Origin of the sequence: Hydrogenophaga sp., from assembly GCF_041633695.1 — a bacterium.
GTDB lineage: Bacteria > Pseudomonadota > Gammaproteobacteria > Burkholderiales > Burkholderiaceae_C > Hydrogenophaga.
In genome coordinates, this window is sequence record NZ_JBFJMY010000088.1 from 1 (window position 1) to 12,712 (window position 12,712).

A 12,712-nucleotide genomic window follows, 5' to 3' on the forward strand; every position below is an offset into this window, starting at 1 on the left:
GGGTTCTTCGGGATGCCGAAGTAGTAGTAGGCCGCGCCTTCCATGCCGGGGAAGTTCTTGTAGGCCGCCATGGCCGGCAGGATGTTGCCGCCGGTGGCGATCTCGATGCCGTAGCGCTTCAAGTCCATGTCGGCGATCTTGAACGGGTTGCCGGCGCCGGCCCAGATGATGAAGATCACCTTGCGGCCCGGCTGGTCCTTGAGCTTTTCAATCAGGCGCTGCGCACCGGCGGTGAAGTCGGTGGTGCCGGTGGGCAAATACTCTTCGTGGACCAGCTTGGCGTTTTTGATCGAATCCTTGAACGCCTTCACGCCATCGCGGCCAAAAGCGTAGTCCTGCGCCAGCGTGGCGATCACGGTGCCGGGCTTGTCCATGGCGACCGCGTTGGCGATCGCGTCCTGGCTGCTGTTGCGGCCGGTGCGGAAGATGTACTTGTTCCACTTCTCGCCCGTGATCGAGTCGGCCACGGCGGGCTCCACCACCAGGATCTTTTTGTATTCCTCGGCCACCGGCAGCATGGCCAGCGCCACGCCAGACGAGGTGGGACCAACGGCGATATCGGCTTTGTCGTCCGAGTAAGCCGCTGCCAGCAAGCTTTTGCCCAGATCGGGCTTGCCCTGGTCATCCCTCTCGATCACTACCAATTTTTTGCCCGCCACCATCATGGTGCCGCCGGTGGCGTATTCCAGGCCCATCATGAAACCGGTGGTGGTCTGCTTGCCATAGGCTTCCAGCGGACCGGTCAGGCTGTGGATGTGGGCGATGCGGATTTCTTCGGCATGGGCCTGGGCAAAACCGAGGGTGGCGGCGCAGGCGAGCGCGATCACCGCGAGGCGGCGGCTGGTATGGGGCATGTCTTGTCTCCTGTTGGAATTGGTCACAGCTGGAAAGCCGTGCTTTCTCAACGCAGACTTCGTGCCAAGCCAGAAGCGCCTTGATTTTCTTGAACTAATTGCAAGCGCTGGCACGAAATGTCTGAAATTCAGACATGTTTGCGCATCTTTAAGTGTCTAAATACCAGACATACGTCTAAATTTCAGACACATCCGCAGCACCCAGCTTGTCGTAAAAGCTGGCGCGCGAGATGCCCAGCAGGCGCGCGGCGGCCGCCCGGTTGCCACCGGTTCGGGACAGCGCCTGCGCGATGGCGCGCTGCTCCAGCTCGGCGATCTGTTCGGGCAAAGGGCGCAGCACCTCGGCGTCGAGAGCCACCACCGGCGCCGGGCCTGCCCGCAGTGGCGCGGCCACCATGGACATGCCAGCCGCGTTGAGCACCGCCCTGACCTGCTCGGCACCAATGTGCGGGTTGTCGCTGCGCAAGGCCAGCTGCTCCAGCACATTGCGCAGTTCCCGGATATTGCCGCGCCAAACCTGGGCCGTCAGCAAGGCCAGCGCGGCGGTGTCGAGTTCCAGCTGGGAGCCACCACCGCGCGCGGCGATGTCTTCACACAGGGCTTCGATCAGCACCGGAAAATCGTCCTGGCGTTCGCGCAAGGGCGGCACCCGTATCGGCAACACGTTCAGGCGGTAGTACAAGTCTTCGCGGAACCGCCCGTCCTGCACCAGTTGCGCCAGTTCGCGCGAAGTGGCGGCCACCACGCGCACATCAAACTGCACCAGTTTGTTGGAGCCCAGCGGCTCGATTTCGCCTTCTTGCAGGGCGCGCAGCAGCTTGACCTGCACGGCGGGCGGCATATCGCCCAGCTCGTCGAGAAACAGCGTGCCGCCATCGGCGAGCTTGAACTTGCCATCGCGCCCTTTTTTGTCGGCCCCGGTATAGGCACCAGGGGCCACGCCAAAAAATTCGGCTTCCAGCAAGGTGTCGGGCACCGCCGCCATGTTCACACTCACCAGCGGCTGCCCCGCGCGCGACGAAGCGGCGTGGATGGCATGCGCCAACAGCTCCTTGCCGGTGCCGGTTTCGCCCAGCAGCAGCACCGGGCTGTTCGAGAGCGCAGCGCGCCGGGCCTGGCGCTTCACCTCCAGCGCCGCCGCGCTGCTGCCGACAAAACTGGCAAAGGTGTATTTGCTGCGGCGCCGGCTGGCCAGCTCGCGCCGCGCATCGCTCAGGTCCTGCTCCAGCCGCGCGAACTTGGCGATCAGCGGCTGCAAGGTGGTCTCCGGGTGGTCGAACAACACAATGCCCAGCACCCCGATCACCTCGCCGCCGTCGTCGCGCAGAGGAATGCGGCTCACCACAAAGGTACCGGCCTTGTTGGACAACAAGTCGATCAATATCGGCTTGCCGGTGGCCAGCACCTGGTGCATCTGCGTGTTTTGCACCACGCTGGAAACCGGGTGGCCCACAAAGTCGGACTCGCGCTCAAAGCCCAGGGCGGGTAGGAAGCGGCGGTACTGGTCGTTGATCCAAACCACTTTTTCGTGCCGGTCCACCAGCATCATGCCCTCGCTGGCATTGGCAAACAGCTCGAACATCGACCGCGCGGCCAGTTCCAGAATGCTTTGTGCATCGCGCGGCAGGCGGTCGTCTCGGATCATGGCGGCATGTTAACCGGCGGCCCGGCCAGGTGCCGGGTTTCCTGGAACGCAGGTGCTGCACTTCAGACTTGAATCCGCCCACCATAAACGGAACGCGTTGTGGGCAGATCACTCAAACGGCCCGGCAATACCCTGTCAAACAAGACAAGAAGAAGTGAAAGCGTGCTGGCCAGCATCAACCGCAACCGCGAAGCCGTCTATGCAGCGTGACCCTCGCGCCTTCTTATGGGACGTGCGCGAAGCGGCACTGGCGATCCAGTCGTTCACGACCGGGATGGACGCCACAGCCTATGCGGGAAATGAACGGGTGCAGGCAGCGGTCGAACGGAAATGTGAAGTGATCGGCGAGGCGCTGAGCCAGTTGGCCGAGTTGGATACATCGCCGGGGGAGCGCGTTCCAGACCTGAGGCAGATCGTCGCATGCCGAAACCAGCTCATTCATGGCCATGCCGTGGTCCACGTGGGCACGGTCTGAAACATTGCGCAAAACGCGTTGCCACCGTTCAACTCATGCTGGACGAACGCGCTTAGGTTCTGCAAGCCCTTTGGCACGCGCTACACCTGCGCGACACGCGACCGACCATGCCTTCATCGGCCGCGTAAGGCCTGCTCACGCCGCCAAAGGCAGGGCCGACAACGGCGCATGGGGGTAGGCCATTTCCCGTCCCTGGAACGCCAGGATGTGGGGCTTTTGCACCACGCCGTCTTCGATGTTGATGGCGCGCCGAATGGTCTCGTTGGCTTGCCAGCTGGCGGGGCCGCCCAGCACCACGTCCATGTACACGATCATCGCCGCCGAGATGGAACGTGAGGCGCTTTCCCACAGGAAGTTGGGCGTGTGGTCCACCGCGTAGTAGTCGACCCTGCCCACCTTGAACATGGGCTTTTTAAAGGTGGTGGGCTTGGCAAAGAAGAAGCCCATGCCCGCGTCGCAGCTCACATCGATCACCAGACAGCCGGGTTTGAGGCAGGCCACTTCGCTTTCATTGACGTACATGAACGGGTTGGCCGTGTCCTGGTAGGTGCCGTTGATGATGATTTCGGATTCGGCGATCAGTTCGGTGAGTGGGCGTGAGCTGCCATCGTGTTCCACCACCAGCATGCGCGCTTCGCCCGGGCCGCCCTTTTGGATGCGCACGTAGTGGCAATCGAGCACTTCTTCGCGCACTTCGTGATCGGGCCGCTGGATGCAGATGGTGATGTCGCGAAAGCCGTGGGCCTTCAAGGCGTAGATGGCACCTCGGCTCACGGCGCCAAAGCTGAAGATGATGGCTTTGCGCTGGTTGCCGTAGTGGCCGTCTATGCCTTTGAGTTGCAAGGCGTGCAGCACGGCGCAATAGCCGGCCATCTCGTTGTTTTTGTAGAAGGTGTGGCGCCCTTCTTGCCCGCTCGGGCTCCAGATGTACATGTCTTCAAACGCGATCAGCGTCTGCTTGCGGTCGATGCCGGCTTGGGTGATGGCGCGTTGTTGCGCGCAATGCACGTAGCCCCACATCACGCCGCCCACTTTCAGTTCTTCCAGGTCGGCCAGCACGGGCTTGGCGACGATGACGTTACCCAGATCGGCCAGCAAGGCGTGGCGGCTGGCCGTGCCGCCGGTGAGCGCGGCCAGTTCGGCGTCGGACACGTCAAAGGGCTCGCCGTAACCTTCTTCAAAAATCAGGCGCTGGCGCAAGGCTTCGGGCAGGCGCGGCAAATGCGCCGGGTGCAGCGGCACGCGTTGCTCGTCGATTTTTCTGGAGGTGCCGATCACACCGAATTGCATTGGATTCATGGGGTTTCCTGAGAGGTTCAAAAGCGAGGTCGAAGGCGCAGCCAAGGCCGCGGCGCGCAAAGCCCAACGCCCAGACGGCTGGTCTGGCGCTGGCGGTGGTTTGCGCAACGAAATGGGGGAATTGGCCGGCCAAACCCCGAGGGCATGGCGTGGAGCGAACACGGCGCACAAGCGGCGTGAAGCCCGTCTGAAGGGAGGCGATACAGGAGCGGGGCAGAACGGCGGCAAAGCCGAAAAGCGGCGAATAGCAGCGCTGCCTATGCGCCGCCAGGACGCTGGCCGTTACGTCTTGAACAGGCCAGCGAGGTCATGGACCACTATACGCCCCTCCACTTTTTGGGGTCAGATTCCCATTTCTGGCCGCAAAAGGAGCGCGCCACACGCTCCATGCAACCCTGCTGGGCAAGGCGTTGACGGCCCCGCTGCCTGGCCTAAGCCATCCAACCGACGCGAAAACGCTGCGTCCTTCAGGCCTCGAAACCAATGGCCATGCGAAGCGGCGCGGCATCGGGCCCGATCAGCTTGCTGATGAATTGCGCCGCGTACACGGGGTTGCTCGATTGGGTGGTGACGGCCACGGTGTAAATGGTGGCCAGGCCCAGGTTGCCCGGCAGGAGTCCTGCCACCACAACATCCGGTGCAAACCGGATCTCGGTGGTTTGAATACAGCCCAGCAAGCCTTTGCCTTTGGCCTTGGCCAGCTCGGCCATGGCTTCTTCGCCGTTGGGGAAAATGTGCAGGCGCGCCGCGAGCTCGTCACCGTCAATGCCCAACTTGCTCAGCACTTTGAGAATATGGGCACCGGCGGTGGACTGCTCAGGGTCGGGAATGTAAATGCCCTCGGCCGCCAGCAGGGCGGCTTCCAACGCGGCAGAGGTGCTGACATCGGGCACCTGGTCGCCCTTGCGCACGGCCACGCCGGTTTTCACGACGCCGAGGATGCGGGCGCTGTCCATCACCACGTGGCCGTCGCGGCCCATCTGGGTGATTTGTGCGTCGGTGAGCGCGACCAGATCGGCCTTATCGCCATCGACAAGGCCGTCTTTGATCGCACCCACGGCGTCGAACACGCATTCGACCTCACAACCGGTCTCGGTCAAAAACGATTCCTGGAGTTGCGCGACCAACCCTTGAACGGCGCCGCCGCTCAGCATTTTGATTTTTGGCATAGCCCCCATTTTGCCTTGTTGGCCGGGACAATACCGGGGGCGCAACCACAACGGCAGTGGCCGACACCGCCCAAGAATTCGCTCCCTTTTCCGCAGACGGGAATCCAGCACGGCGCCTATATTCGAGGTCAGCCCCCACCCATCCACCATGGCCCGCCGCAAACGCCTCCACCACCACGTCTACGTGGTCGAACTGTCCCAAGACGTGCTGCTGGAAGCCAAATTCCGCAAGAACAACCCCGGCTACGTCGAGGGCCAGCCCTGTGTCTACGTGGGCATGACCGGCCTGGACCCGGATGTGCGCTTCGACAAACACAAGGCCGGCATACAGGCCAACGCTTATGTGCAGAAGTACGGCCTGCGCCTGTTGCCCGATTTGTTTGAGGGTTTCAACCCCATGAGCTTTGATGCGGCGGTGGAAAGGGAGATCGAGATCGGCATCGACCTGCGCTCGGCCGGTTTTGGCGTCTGGCAGGCTTGATGACACGCGCTCGGCTCTGCGCCGTTCAAACCTACGGCTTGGCGACGCGCTGGCGTATGTCTTTCAGCTTGGCCTGCAGGCGCCGCTGGTTGTCCGCGCCGGTGCGCAGCAGCATCTTGCGCCCGGACGACAGCGACTCCAGCGCCGGGTCGGCGAACTCGTACCGCACCCAGGGGCGCAGCGAAGGCACCGTGCCTTTGACTTCCACCAGGGTGATGGCCAGCGGCCCGGTGGGCACCGGTGTGGCGATCAAATGGTCGAGCACCTGCACCAGCCGGTCGTTGAAATACGCGTCCGGAAAACCCAGCTCTTCGTAGGCGCGCTGAAACAACGGGTAGAGGCTGCGGTAGACGGCCACCGCCTTGGCCGTGTCCACCGCCTCGATCATGTGCACCAGGGGCGCATAACGCTGGCGGTTGTCGGGGTGGATGGTTTCCACACCATCGGCGCCGCGCCGCGTGGAAAAGCGTTCGGGGGTGGGGTTGACGGGCCAGAGCTTGGTAGACGCATGCGAACGCGCCAGGTTGTCCACCGTGGCCACCACACGCCGCACAAAACCATCGGTCTGCCAGAAGGTGAGCAGGTCTTGGCGGCTGAGCAATTCCGCCAGGCGCTCGCCGACCAAGGTGTCGGAAATGGCCAGCGCGGGCAGCGGATCGGTGTCGGCCGTTGTGGGGGAGGCCTCGGCAATGGACTCGATCGGGTGCTGGATGGCTGACGGATCGGGCAAGGCCGGTTCCGTGGCCGCTTGCGGCTCCAGCGGGGTGGGCACCACGGGTGCCTCCACCAGGGCGGGTGCTTGCGTGGGCTTGAAGTGCTGCCAGCCGAAGTAGCCAACAACGGCCAGCACCACCACGGCGGCGACAACGGGTAGGCGGGAATGGGGGCGGTTCATGGCCTCGTTGCCTTGATCGGGTTAGAGAGGCTTCCGATCCTACACCGCTGATTTTTTGCAAGCGACGCTTCTTCTGCCGCGCAGGCTCCTAGGGCCTGTTCACACAATCACGCCGCCAGACGTGCGTTCTGCGGAAACATCGCCTTCTTCGCCGCGTCGTCCATGTCGGCCTTGAAGCTGTGCTGGGTCTTGAGCGCTTCGGCGCGTTGGGCGGCTGGACGGGCGTTGATTTCGTCGAGCAGGCGCTTCACGTGCGGCAGCTTGTCCCAGGCGTCCGCGCCCAGGATGAAGGGCACGGCACGCGCCCAGCCCCACACCGCCATGTCCACGATGGTGTAGCTGTCGCCCAGCATGTAGGGCCGGGTGGCCAGGCGCTCGTTGACGATGTTCCAGTGGCGCTGCGCTTCGAAGTCGTAGCGGTTCACCGCGTAGTCTTTGGGTTCGGGCGCATAGTGCTTGAAGTGCACCGCCTGGCCGGAATACGGGCCGATGCCGCTGGCGACAAACATGAGCCACGAATGCAGCTGTGCGCGCTGCTCGGGCGTGTTGTCGGGCAGGAACTGGCCGGATTTTTCGGCCAGGTACATCAGGATGGCGTTGCTGTCGAACACCACGGCATCACCATCGACCAGCGAAGGCGTCTTGGCGTTGGGGTTGATGGCCAGGTATGCGGCGGCGTGCTGCTCGCCCTTGCGGGTATCCACCGGCACCAGTTCGTACGGCAGGCCGGTTTCTTCCAACATCAGCGCCACTTTGAGCGGGTTCGGGGAGGGGTGGTAGTAAAACTTCATGCGGTGGTGTTCCTGGTTGGGCGTCGAGGGAGCGGCCAGTCTAGCGAGTTGGCCGCTTCCGTGCAGCCGTGGGTTTATGTCCGGCGGTCTGCGCTTGGGCCAGTGGCTGCCGCCACCGCGCACACAGCGGTAGCCGCTTCAGGTGCGCGGGTCGCGCTTCTTTTTCTCCACCGGGTTGGCGGTGAGTTGCGTGGCTGGGTAGGGGCGCAGGAATTCTTTCGCCTTGTCGACGCGGGCGCCCAGCCAGGCGTCGAACGCGCCTTCGTTCAACACCGCCAGCATGCGTTTTTCGGCGCCGGGTTGCTGGTAGCGGTGCAGCAAGGCGTGGCTGTTGGCGTTCACTGTGAGCAAGGTGTAGCTGACGATGGTTTCGCCGTCTTTGCCTTCCCAGCACTCCCACAAACCGGCCACGCCCATGGGCTTGCCGTCGATCCGGGTGATGCGGGTGGGCACGGCCTTGCCGGAGCGGAAGTCGTCTTCCAGAAAGGACTGCATGGGCACGATGCAACGTTGGCCGGCCAGCCATGCGTCGCGGAAATGGTTCGACGTGGTCACCGTTTCGGCGCGTGCGTTCACCAGCTTGGTCCCGCGCAAATGGGCATCGGACGCCGACTTGGCCCAGCGCGGCGCCAGCCCCAGCTGGCCCGCGACCAGTTCGCGCTGCACGGTCGGCGCAACGGCGGGCGCTGTAGGCACTGCAGGCGTCCCTGCGGCATCCGCCTCAGTGGCTGTCGCCGGGTCCGCGTCGCCAGACGGTTCCACCACGGGTGCGGCGGTTTCGAGCCGGCGGATGAACACACCCGGCTGGCGGCGCCAAAGCTCGCGCGGCACCTCGATCAAGGGGGCGGGAACGCCGAAAGCGTCGGGGTACAAGTGGGGGAGAGGCAGGCTCTCGTATTGGGTGCTCATGGGGTGATGCTAGCCCAGCCACGTCAACGCACCGCCACCGTGCAGGCGTAGCATGTGGTTTCAAGCTTTCCGCCCCCGCCCTGCCCAGCGTCTACCCACCCTCCCCCTCGCCATGCCACGACCCGATTGCCTGCCACCTTGCACCCCAGCCTGCGCCACCCGCCGCCACACGGTACTGGCCGCACTGGGGCTGCTAGCGCTGGGTCTTGCGCCCCAAGCCGGTGCCGCGCCACCCGCGCCAGAACCGGTGTGGCCGGCCGGCTCGCCCGTGCCCGGCGGCGTTGTCCGGTTGGCACTGGGTTCGTCCATCGCCCGCCCGGTGGCGCGCGCGGGCGACGTGCCTTTGCTGGTGCTGGGCGATGCCAGCAACTGGACGGTGCTGGTCGGCATCCCTTTGAGCGCCGAGCCGGGCGAAGCCCAGGTCTGGGTGCAGGTAGACGGTGTGGAGCGGTCTTTTAGTCACACGGTGGTGCCCAAACGCTACCGCGAACAGCGGCTGAAAGTGGCGCCGGGCCATGTGGATTTGTCGCCGCAAGATCTGGCGCGGTACGAAGCCGAACGCAGCCACCTGGAACAGGTGATGGCCACGTTCACCGAGCCAGTGCCGGAACGCCTGCGCCAAGCCGATGCCTTGCGCATGCGAGCGCCGGTGGCTGGGCCGCGTTCCAGTTCCTTTGGCTTGCGCCGCGTGTTCAACGGCCAGAGCCGCAACCCGCACAGCGGCATGGACATCGCCGCCAGCACCGGCACGCCGGTGCTGGCGCCACTGGCCGGGCGCGTGATCGACACCGGCGACTACTTCTTCAACGGCAACACCGTGTGGCTGGACCACGGCGGCGGTCTGCTCAGCATGCTGTGCCACCTGAGCGCCATCGATGTCCAAGCCGGGGCCGAACTGCAAGCCGGTGAGCGGCTGGGTGCGGTCGGCGCCACCGGGCGCGTGACCGGGCCGCACCTGCACTGGGGCGTCATGCTCAACCGCGCCATGGTGGACCCGGCCTTGTTCCTATGAGGCCTCGCAACGGTCATCGGCTTTTTTTGAGGAACGCATGCCATGCCAGCCAAAAAGTCCCGAACCCCAACCGAAGCGTCAACGCAGCCCGCTGACGCAGGCGCTTCGTCCGTCTTTGTGCAAGCGCTCCTGCCCCTGGTCGCCAAGATTCCGGCATCGAAAGCGCACGCGATCCCAGCGCCCGAACAAGCGGCTCGAAAAAGGGCCAACACCGCCGCCGCGAAAGCCGCGCTGGCCGCTGGAGCGCTGGCATTCCCGCCCGGGCCCGTGGGTTGGCTGACGATACTGCCCGAGATGGTGGGGGTCTGGAAAATCCAGAAACAACTGGTCGCCGACATCGCTGCCTTGTACGGCAAACACGGCACGCTCACGCCCGAACAGTTGCTGTATTGCCTGTTTCGGCACACGGCGGCAGACGGCTTGCGCGACCTGGTGGTCCGCGTGGGCCAACGCACCCTGGTGCGGCGCGCGTCGCCGCTGCTCATCCGCGCCATCACGCGCCGCATCGGAACCCAGTTGACGCAGCGGGCGCTGGGCAAAGGCGTGGCGCGCTGGCTGCCGGTGGTGGGCGCCCTCGGTGTCGGCGCCTATGCGTACCTCGACACAGCGCAGGTGGCGGCCACCGCCATCGATTTGTTTGAGGGTGTGATCGAGGTCGAAGCGGTGGAAGTCGGCAGCCCGGTGTTCGGGGCCGATCCGGACTAAGGCCTGTTCACATCCTTTTCCGGTAGCGAACGCCGCAGCACCCGGGTCATCACATCGGGTAGGCTGCAGACCTTGCCACAGGCTGAACACCCAACATCCTCGCTCGCCCGTCCGACGCCTCCACACCAACGCCATGCCACCTACCCTCACTCTGCGCGCCGTCAACGCCGGCGTCTACAGCCTGCATCTGCCCGATGGCGCGCACGTGGGCAACCTCAAGCGCGTGGGCGCGGTGTGGAAATTCAAAGCCGTGGGCTACGACGCGTCGGGTGCCGTGGAGCCGGGAGGCGGACCCTTGACCGAACTGCACAACACGGTGTTCGCCCAGCCCGATGCGGCCGAGGTCAACGTGCGGCTGGGGCCGCCACTGGCGGGTGGGCGCTGAACCGGTTACCCCCGTGCGCGGCCTCCCCGCGCTGAACGCCGGCACGCTCAACGGCGCGCCAGCCTGGACCGCAGCAGCCGGTCCGCTGTTCCGTTGGCGCACACCGTTTGCGCCATGGAGCAGCACAGGCACCGGCCAACACCATCCCGCTCGCCCGAGCCGGAGGCTGGAAAGCGCAATGCAATCAAGGCTCTTCTCAAATTGAGACGGCCCCACCTCGCCATGGCATGGAAATTGACCGGTGTGCAATGCCCTTCCCCTGCGGGACGGGCATTTTTCTATTCCACCAACGAGGAGACATTGATGAGTTTGTTGTTCGCACTGGCTATTTCCATTGGCCTGCTGGCCGTCGCCGCCACCTGGCTGTTTCTGGGGCCTCTGGCCGCGTTTCATATGCAGGTATGGCAGGCCTTTTTGGCCTGGGCCAGCTTTTTTCACAATGGGGGCAAAACAGATGGGGTGGTGAAAACGGTGGTCTGCATGTCCTTTGGTGCGCTGGTGGGCATGGTGTCGGTGATGCTGATCGGCCCTTTGGGCGCCCTGGGTGGTCTGGCCGCACCGGTGGCGGTGGGCTTGGGCGCGGCGGTGATCGTGCTGGCGGCACACCTGCCGTTTCTGTCCACCATTCCGTCGAGCGTGTACGGTTTCGCCAGCGTTGCGGGCTTGATCCTGCTGGGCAAGGACATGACGCCGACAGCGGCGATCGTGCCTACCATCCTGTCCATCGTGGTGGGTGCGGGCTTTGGCTGGTTGTCCGAACAAGTCGCGGGCAAGCTGACCAAGGCCGCCTGAGCCAGCCGCGCCAGGACATGGCCTCTGTCCGCCAGCGGCGGCAGAGGCTTTTGACAATGTTTCGGCTTGACCCCCGGTTGCCGGGTTCGGGTTTCGGTGCGGTCAGCACTTCCGGCATCCGAAACCCGCGCCCGGCGCTGCCCCCACCGCATGGCCCAGGGCAACGTCTTGCAGCAATTACAAGGTAGGCGCAACCGGCTTAGAGGCTTACACTGGATTTTCATCAACCCCGCTGGATTGGAGGTGCTGCCATGAAATCTGTTGCCGAACTGCTTCGACTCAACAACCACCCGCTGCGCTTCGTCGCCCCCAACGCTACCGTGTTCGAGGCCCTGCAGGTCCTGTCCGAACACGGCGTGGGCGCTTTGGCGGTGATGCGGGGCAGCAAGCTGATGGGCATCGTGTCCGAACGCGACTACACCCGCAAAGTGGCGCTGCTGGGCAAAAATTCGCGAACCACCACCGTGGCCGAAATCATGACCCGCGACGTGCTGGTGGTGTCGCCCAAAACCCGCACCAAAGAATGCATGGCGCTCATGAGCGAGAAGAAGATCCGCCACCTGCCTGTGGTGGACGGCGAAACCGTGCTGGGCATGCTGTCGATCCGGGACATCCTCGACCACATCATTGCCGAACAAGAGGCGACCATTTCCCAGTTGGAAAACTACATCCAGTCTTGAGCGCCCAGACGGCCGCTGCCCGGCTCGCGGGCCAGCGGCAAGCCGGGGCCCCGTCACGCCACCGACACACGGGCGCGCCAACATGCGGGTTTCTTTGCTTGGAATCCGCATGCGCCCCATTTTCAAACGCTTGGCACTGATCGCCACCCTCACGTTCTCCAGTCTGGCTGCGGCACAGCCGTTCAGCTTTGCACTGTGGGGCGACATGCCCTACGCCAAGAACCAAGACGCCCAGCAGACGCAAGCGGTGATCGACAGCATCAACCGATCGGACGCGCGGTTCTCCATCTACGACGGCGACATCAAAGACGGCAGCTCCCAGTGCACCGACAACATCTACACCGAAGCGGTGAGCATGTTCAACCAGTTGAAGAAACCAGCCATTTATGTGCCGGGCGACAACGAATGGACCGACTGCCACCGCAGCAACAACGGTGGCTACAACAGCCTGGAGCGCCTGGACCACCTGCGCCAGGTGCTGTTTGCCCAACCCACCAGCTGGGGCCAGCAACGCATGAAACTGAACCAGCAGGGCCGGCCAGGGCAAAAACTGTCGGAAAACACGCGCTTCGCATCGGGTCAAATTCTGTTTGTGGGACTGAACATTCCGGGCAGCAACA

At 64.1% G+C, this 12,712-nt stretch carries 14 protein-coding genes and 1 pseudogene; 8 read left to right on the forward strand and 7 right to left on the reverse strand.

Features of this window, described 5'->3' with window-relative positions; genetic code table 11:
• Together ABYB95_RS07685 and ABYB95_RS07690 are read right to left on the reverse strand one after the other, a co-directional pair.
• On the reverse strand, positions 1-854 hold an 854-nt coding region (locus ABYB95_RS07685; RefSeq protein WP_372657885.1), incomplete at its 3' end, for an ABC transporter substrate-binding protein.
• Positions 855-1,029: 175 nt separating this feature from the next.
• Positions 1,030-2,499, reverse strand: a complete 1,470-nt coding sequence (locus ABYB95_RS07690) for a sigma-54 interaction domain-containing protein (RefSeq protein ID WP_372657886.1) — start codon at positions 2,497-2,499, stop codon at positions 1,030-1,032.
• Positions 2,500-2,698: 199 nt separating this feature from the next.
• On the opposite strand from ABYB95_RS07690, the gene ABYB95_RS07695 reads away from it, so the two are divergent.
• Positions 2,699-2,974, forward strand: coding sequence for a DUF86 domain-containing protein (locus ABYB95_RS07695; RefSeq protein ID WP_372657887.1), 276 nt, complete (start codon positions 2,699-2,701; stop codon positions 2,972-2,974).
• A 135-nt stretch (positions 2,975-3,109) separates the two neighbouring features.
• Here the strand turns inward: ABYB95_RS07695 and ABYB95_RS07700 are convergent, their stop codons facing one another.
• Together ABYB95_RS07700 and ABYB95_RS07705 are read right to left on the reverse strand one after the other, a co-directional pair.
• Positions 3,110-4,273: a N(5)-(carboxyethyl)ornithine synthase gene (locus tag ABYB95_RS07700; RefSeq protein WP_372657888.1), complete on the reverse strand. Its 1,164-nt coding sequence runs from the start codon at positions 4,271-4,273 to the stop codon at positions 3,110-3,112.
• Positions 4,274-4,740: 467 nt separating this feature from the next.
• Entirely contained in the window at positions 4,741-5,442 is a 702-nt protein-coding gene (locus ABYB95_RS07705; RefSeq protein WP_372657889.1) for a molybdate ABC transporter substrate-binding protein, read from the reverse strand.
• A 148-nt stretch (positions 5,443-5,590) separates the two neighbouring features.
• Between ABYB95_RS07705 and ABYB95_RS07710 the strand changes: the two genes are divergently transcribed.
• A complete protein-coding gene (locus ABYB95_RS07710) occupies positions 5,591-5,923 on the forward strand; it encodes a hypothetical protein (protein WP_372657890.1) in 333 nt (110 codons plus the stop codon).
• Positions 5,924-5,954: 31 nt separating this feature from the next.
• Here the strand turns inward: ABYB95_RS07710 and ABYB95_RS07715 are convergent, their stop codons facing one another.
• The 3 genes from ABYB95_RS07715 to ABYB95_RS07725 all read right to left on the reverse strand — a co-directional run bounded on the left by ABYB95_RS07715 (position 5,955) and on the right by ABYB95_RS07725 (position 8,518).
• The gene (locus ABYB95_RS07715; RefSeq protein WP_372657891.1) at positions 5,955-6,818 is read right to left on the reverse strand and encodes a DUF3014 domain-containing protein; all 864 of its coding nucleotides are present in this window, start codon (positions 6,816-6,818) and stop codon (positions 5,955-5,957) included.
• Between the two features lie 107 nt (positions 6,819-6,925).
• Positions 6,926-7,609 carry a glutathione S-transferase family protein gene (locus ABYB95_RS07720; protein ID WP_372657892.1) on the reverse strand — a complete coding sequence of 228 codons (684 nt, stop codon included), beginning with the start codon at positions 7,607-7,609 and terminating at the stop codon, positions 6,926-6,928.
• Positions 7,610-7,747: 138 nt separating this feature from the next.
• On the reverse strand, positions 7,748-8,518 hold the full coding sequence (locus ABYB95_RS07725) for an SOS response-associated peptidase (RefSeq protein ID WP_372657893.1): 771 nt from the start codon (positions 8,516-8,518) through the stop codon (positions 7,748-7,750).
• A 112-nt stretch (positions 8,519-8,630) separates the two neighbouring features.
• On the opposite strand from ABYB95_RS07725, the gene ABYB95_RS07730 reads away from it, so the two are divergent.
• The 6 genes and pseudogenes from ABYB95_RS07730 to ABYB95_RS07755 form a co-directional block, all read left to right on the forward strand.
• Positions 8,631-9,530: a peptidoglycan DD-metalloendopeptidase family protein gene (locus ABYB95_RS07730; protein ID WP_372657894.1), complete on the forward strand. Its 900-nt coding sequence runs from the start codon at positions 8,631-8,633 to the stop codon at positions 9,528-9,530.
• 42 nt (positions 9,531-9,572) lie between these two features.
• The gene (locus tag ABYB95_RS07735; RefSeq protein ID WP_372657895.1) at positions 9,573-10,235 is read left to right on the forward strand and encodes a hypothetical protein; all 663 of its coding nucleotides are present in this window, start codon (positions 9,573-9,575) and stop codon (positions 10,233-10,235) included.
• 133 nt (positions 10,236-10,368) lie between these two features.
• Entirely contained in the window at positions 10,369-10,620 is a 252-nt protein-coding gene (locus tag ABYB95_RS07740; RefSeq protein ID WP_372657896.1) for a hypothetical protein, read from the forward strand.
• A gap of 303 nt (positions 10,621-10,923) precedes the next feature.
• On the forward strand, positions 10,924-11,412 hold the full coding sequence (locus ABYB95_RS07745; RefSeq protein ID WP_372657897.1) for a DUF1097 domain-containing protein: 489 nt from the start codon (positions 10,924-10,926) through the stop codon (positions 11,410-11,412).
• Between the two features lie 251 nt (positions 11,413-11,663).
• Positions 11,664-12,092 (forward strand): CBS domain-containing protein, encoded by a 429-nt coding sequence (locus ABYB95_RS07750; protein ID WP_372657898.1) that lies wholly within the window; start codon positions 11,664-11,666, stop codon positions 12,090-12,092.
• A 109-nt stretch (positions 12,093-12,201) separates the two neighbouring features.
• Positions 12,202-12,712, forward strand: a pseudogene (locus tag ABYB95_RS07755) (hypothetical protein); the annotation flags it as partial.

What these genes read in the sequence shown, in the direction of transcription:
- ABYB95_RS07690 (WP_372657886.1), bottom strand. Translation starts at nt 2,499, where the DNA reads ATGATCCGAGACGACCGCCTGCCGCGCGATGCACAAAGCATTCTGGAA.
- ABYB95_RS07695 (WP_372657887.1), top strand. Translation starts at nt 2,699, where the DNA reads ATGCAGCGTGACCCTCGCGCCTTCTTATGGGACGTGCGCGAAGCGGCA.
- ABYB95_RS07700 (WP_372657888.1), bottom strand. Translation starts at nt 4,273, where the DNA reads ATGAATCCAATGCAATTCGGTGTGATCGGCACCTCCAGAAAAATCGAC.
- ABYB95_RS07705 (WP_372657889.1), bottom strand. Translation starts at nt 5,442, where the DNA reads ATGCCAAAAATCAAAATGCTGAGCGGCGGCGCCGTTCAAGGGTTGGTC.
- ABYB95_RS07710 (WP_372657890.1), top strand. Translation starts at nt 5,591, where the DNA reads ATGGCCCGCCGCAAACGCCTCCACCACCACGTCTACGTGGTCGAACTG.
- ABYB95_RS07715 (WP_372657891.1), bottom strand. Translation starts at nt 6,818, where the DNA reads ATGAACCGCCCCCATTCCCGCCTACCCGTTGTCGCCGCCGTGGTGGTG.
- ABYB95_RS07720 (WP_372657892.1), bottom strand. Translation starts at nt 7,609, where the DNA reads ATGAAGTTTTACTACCACCCCTCCCCGAACCCGCTCAAAGTGGCGCTG.
- ABYB95_RS07725 (WP_372657893.1), bottom strand. Translation starts at nt 8,518, where the DNA reads ATGAGCACCCAATACGAGAGCCTGCCTCTCCCCCACTTGTACCCCGAC.
- ABYB95_RS07730 (WP_372657894.1), top strand. Translation starts at nt 8,631, where the DNA reads ATGCCACGACCCGATTGCCTGCCACCTTGCACCCCAGCCTGCGCCACC.
- ABYB95_RS07735 (WP_372657895.1), top strand. Translation starts at nt 9,573, where the DNA reads ATGCCAGCCAAAAAGTCCCGAACCCCAACCGAAGCGTCAACGCAGCCC.
- ABYB95_RS07740 (WP_372657896.1), top strand. Translation starts at nt 10,369, where the DNA reads ATGCCACCTACCCTCACTCTGCGCGCCGTCAACGCCGGCGTCTACAGC.
- ABYB95_RS07745 (WP_372657897.1), top strand. Translation starts at nt 10,924, where the DNA reads ATGAGTTTGTTGTTCGCACTGGCTATTTCCATTGGCCTGCTGGCCGTC.
- ABYB95_RS07750 (WP_372657898.1), top strand. Translation starts at nt 11,664, where the DNA reads ATGAAATCTGTTGCCGAACTGCTTCGACTCAACAACCACCCGCTGCGC.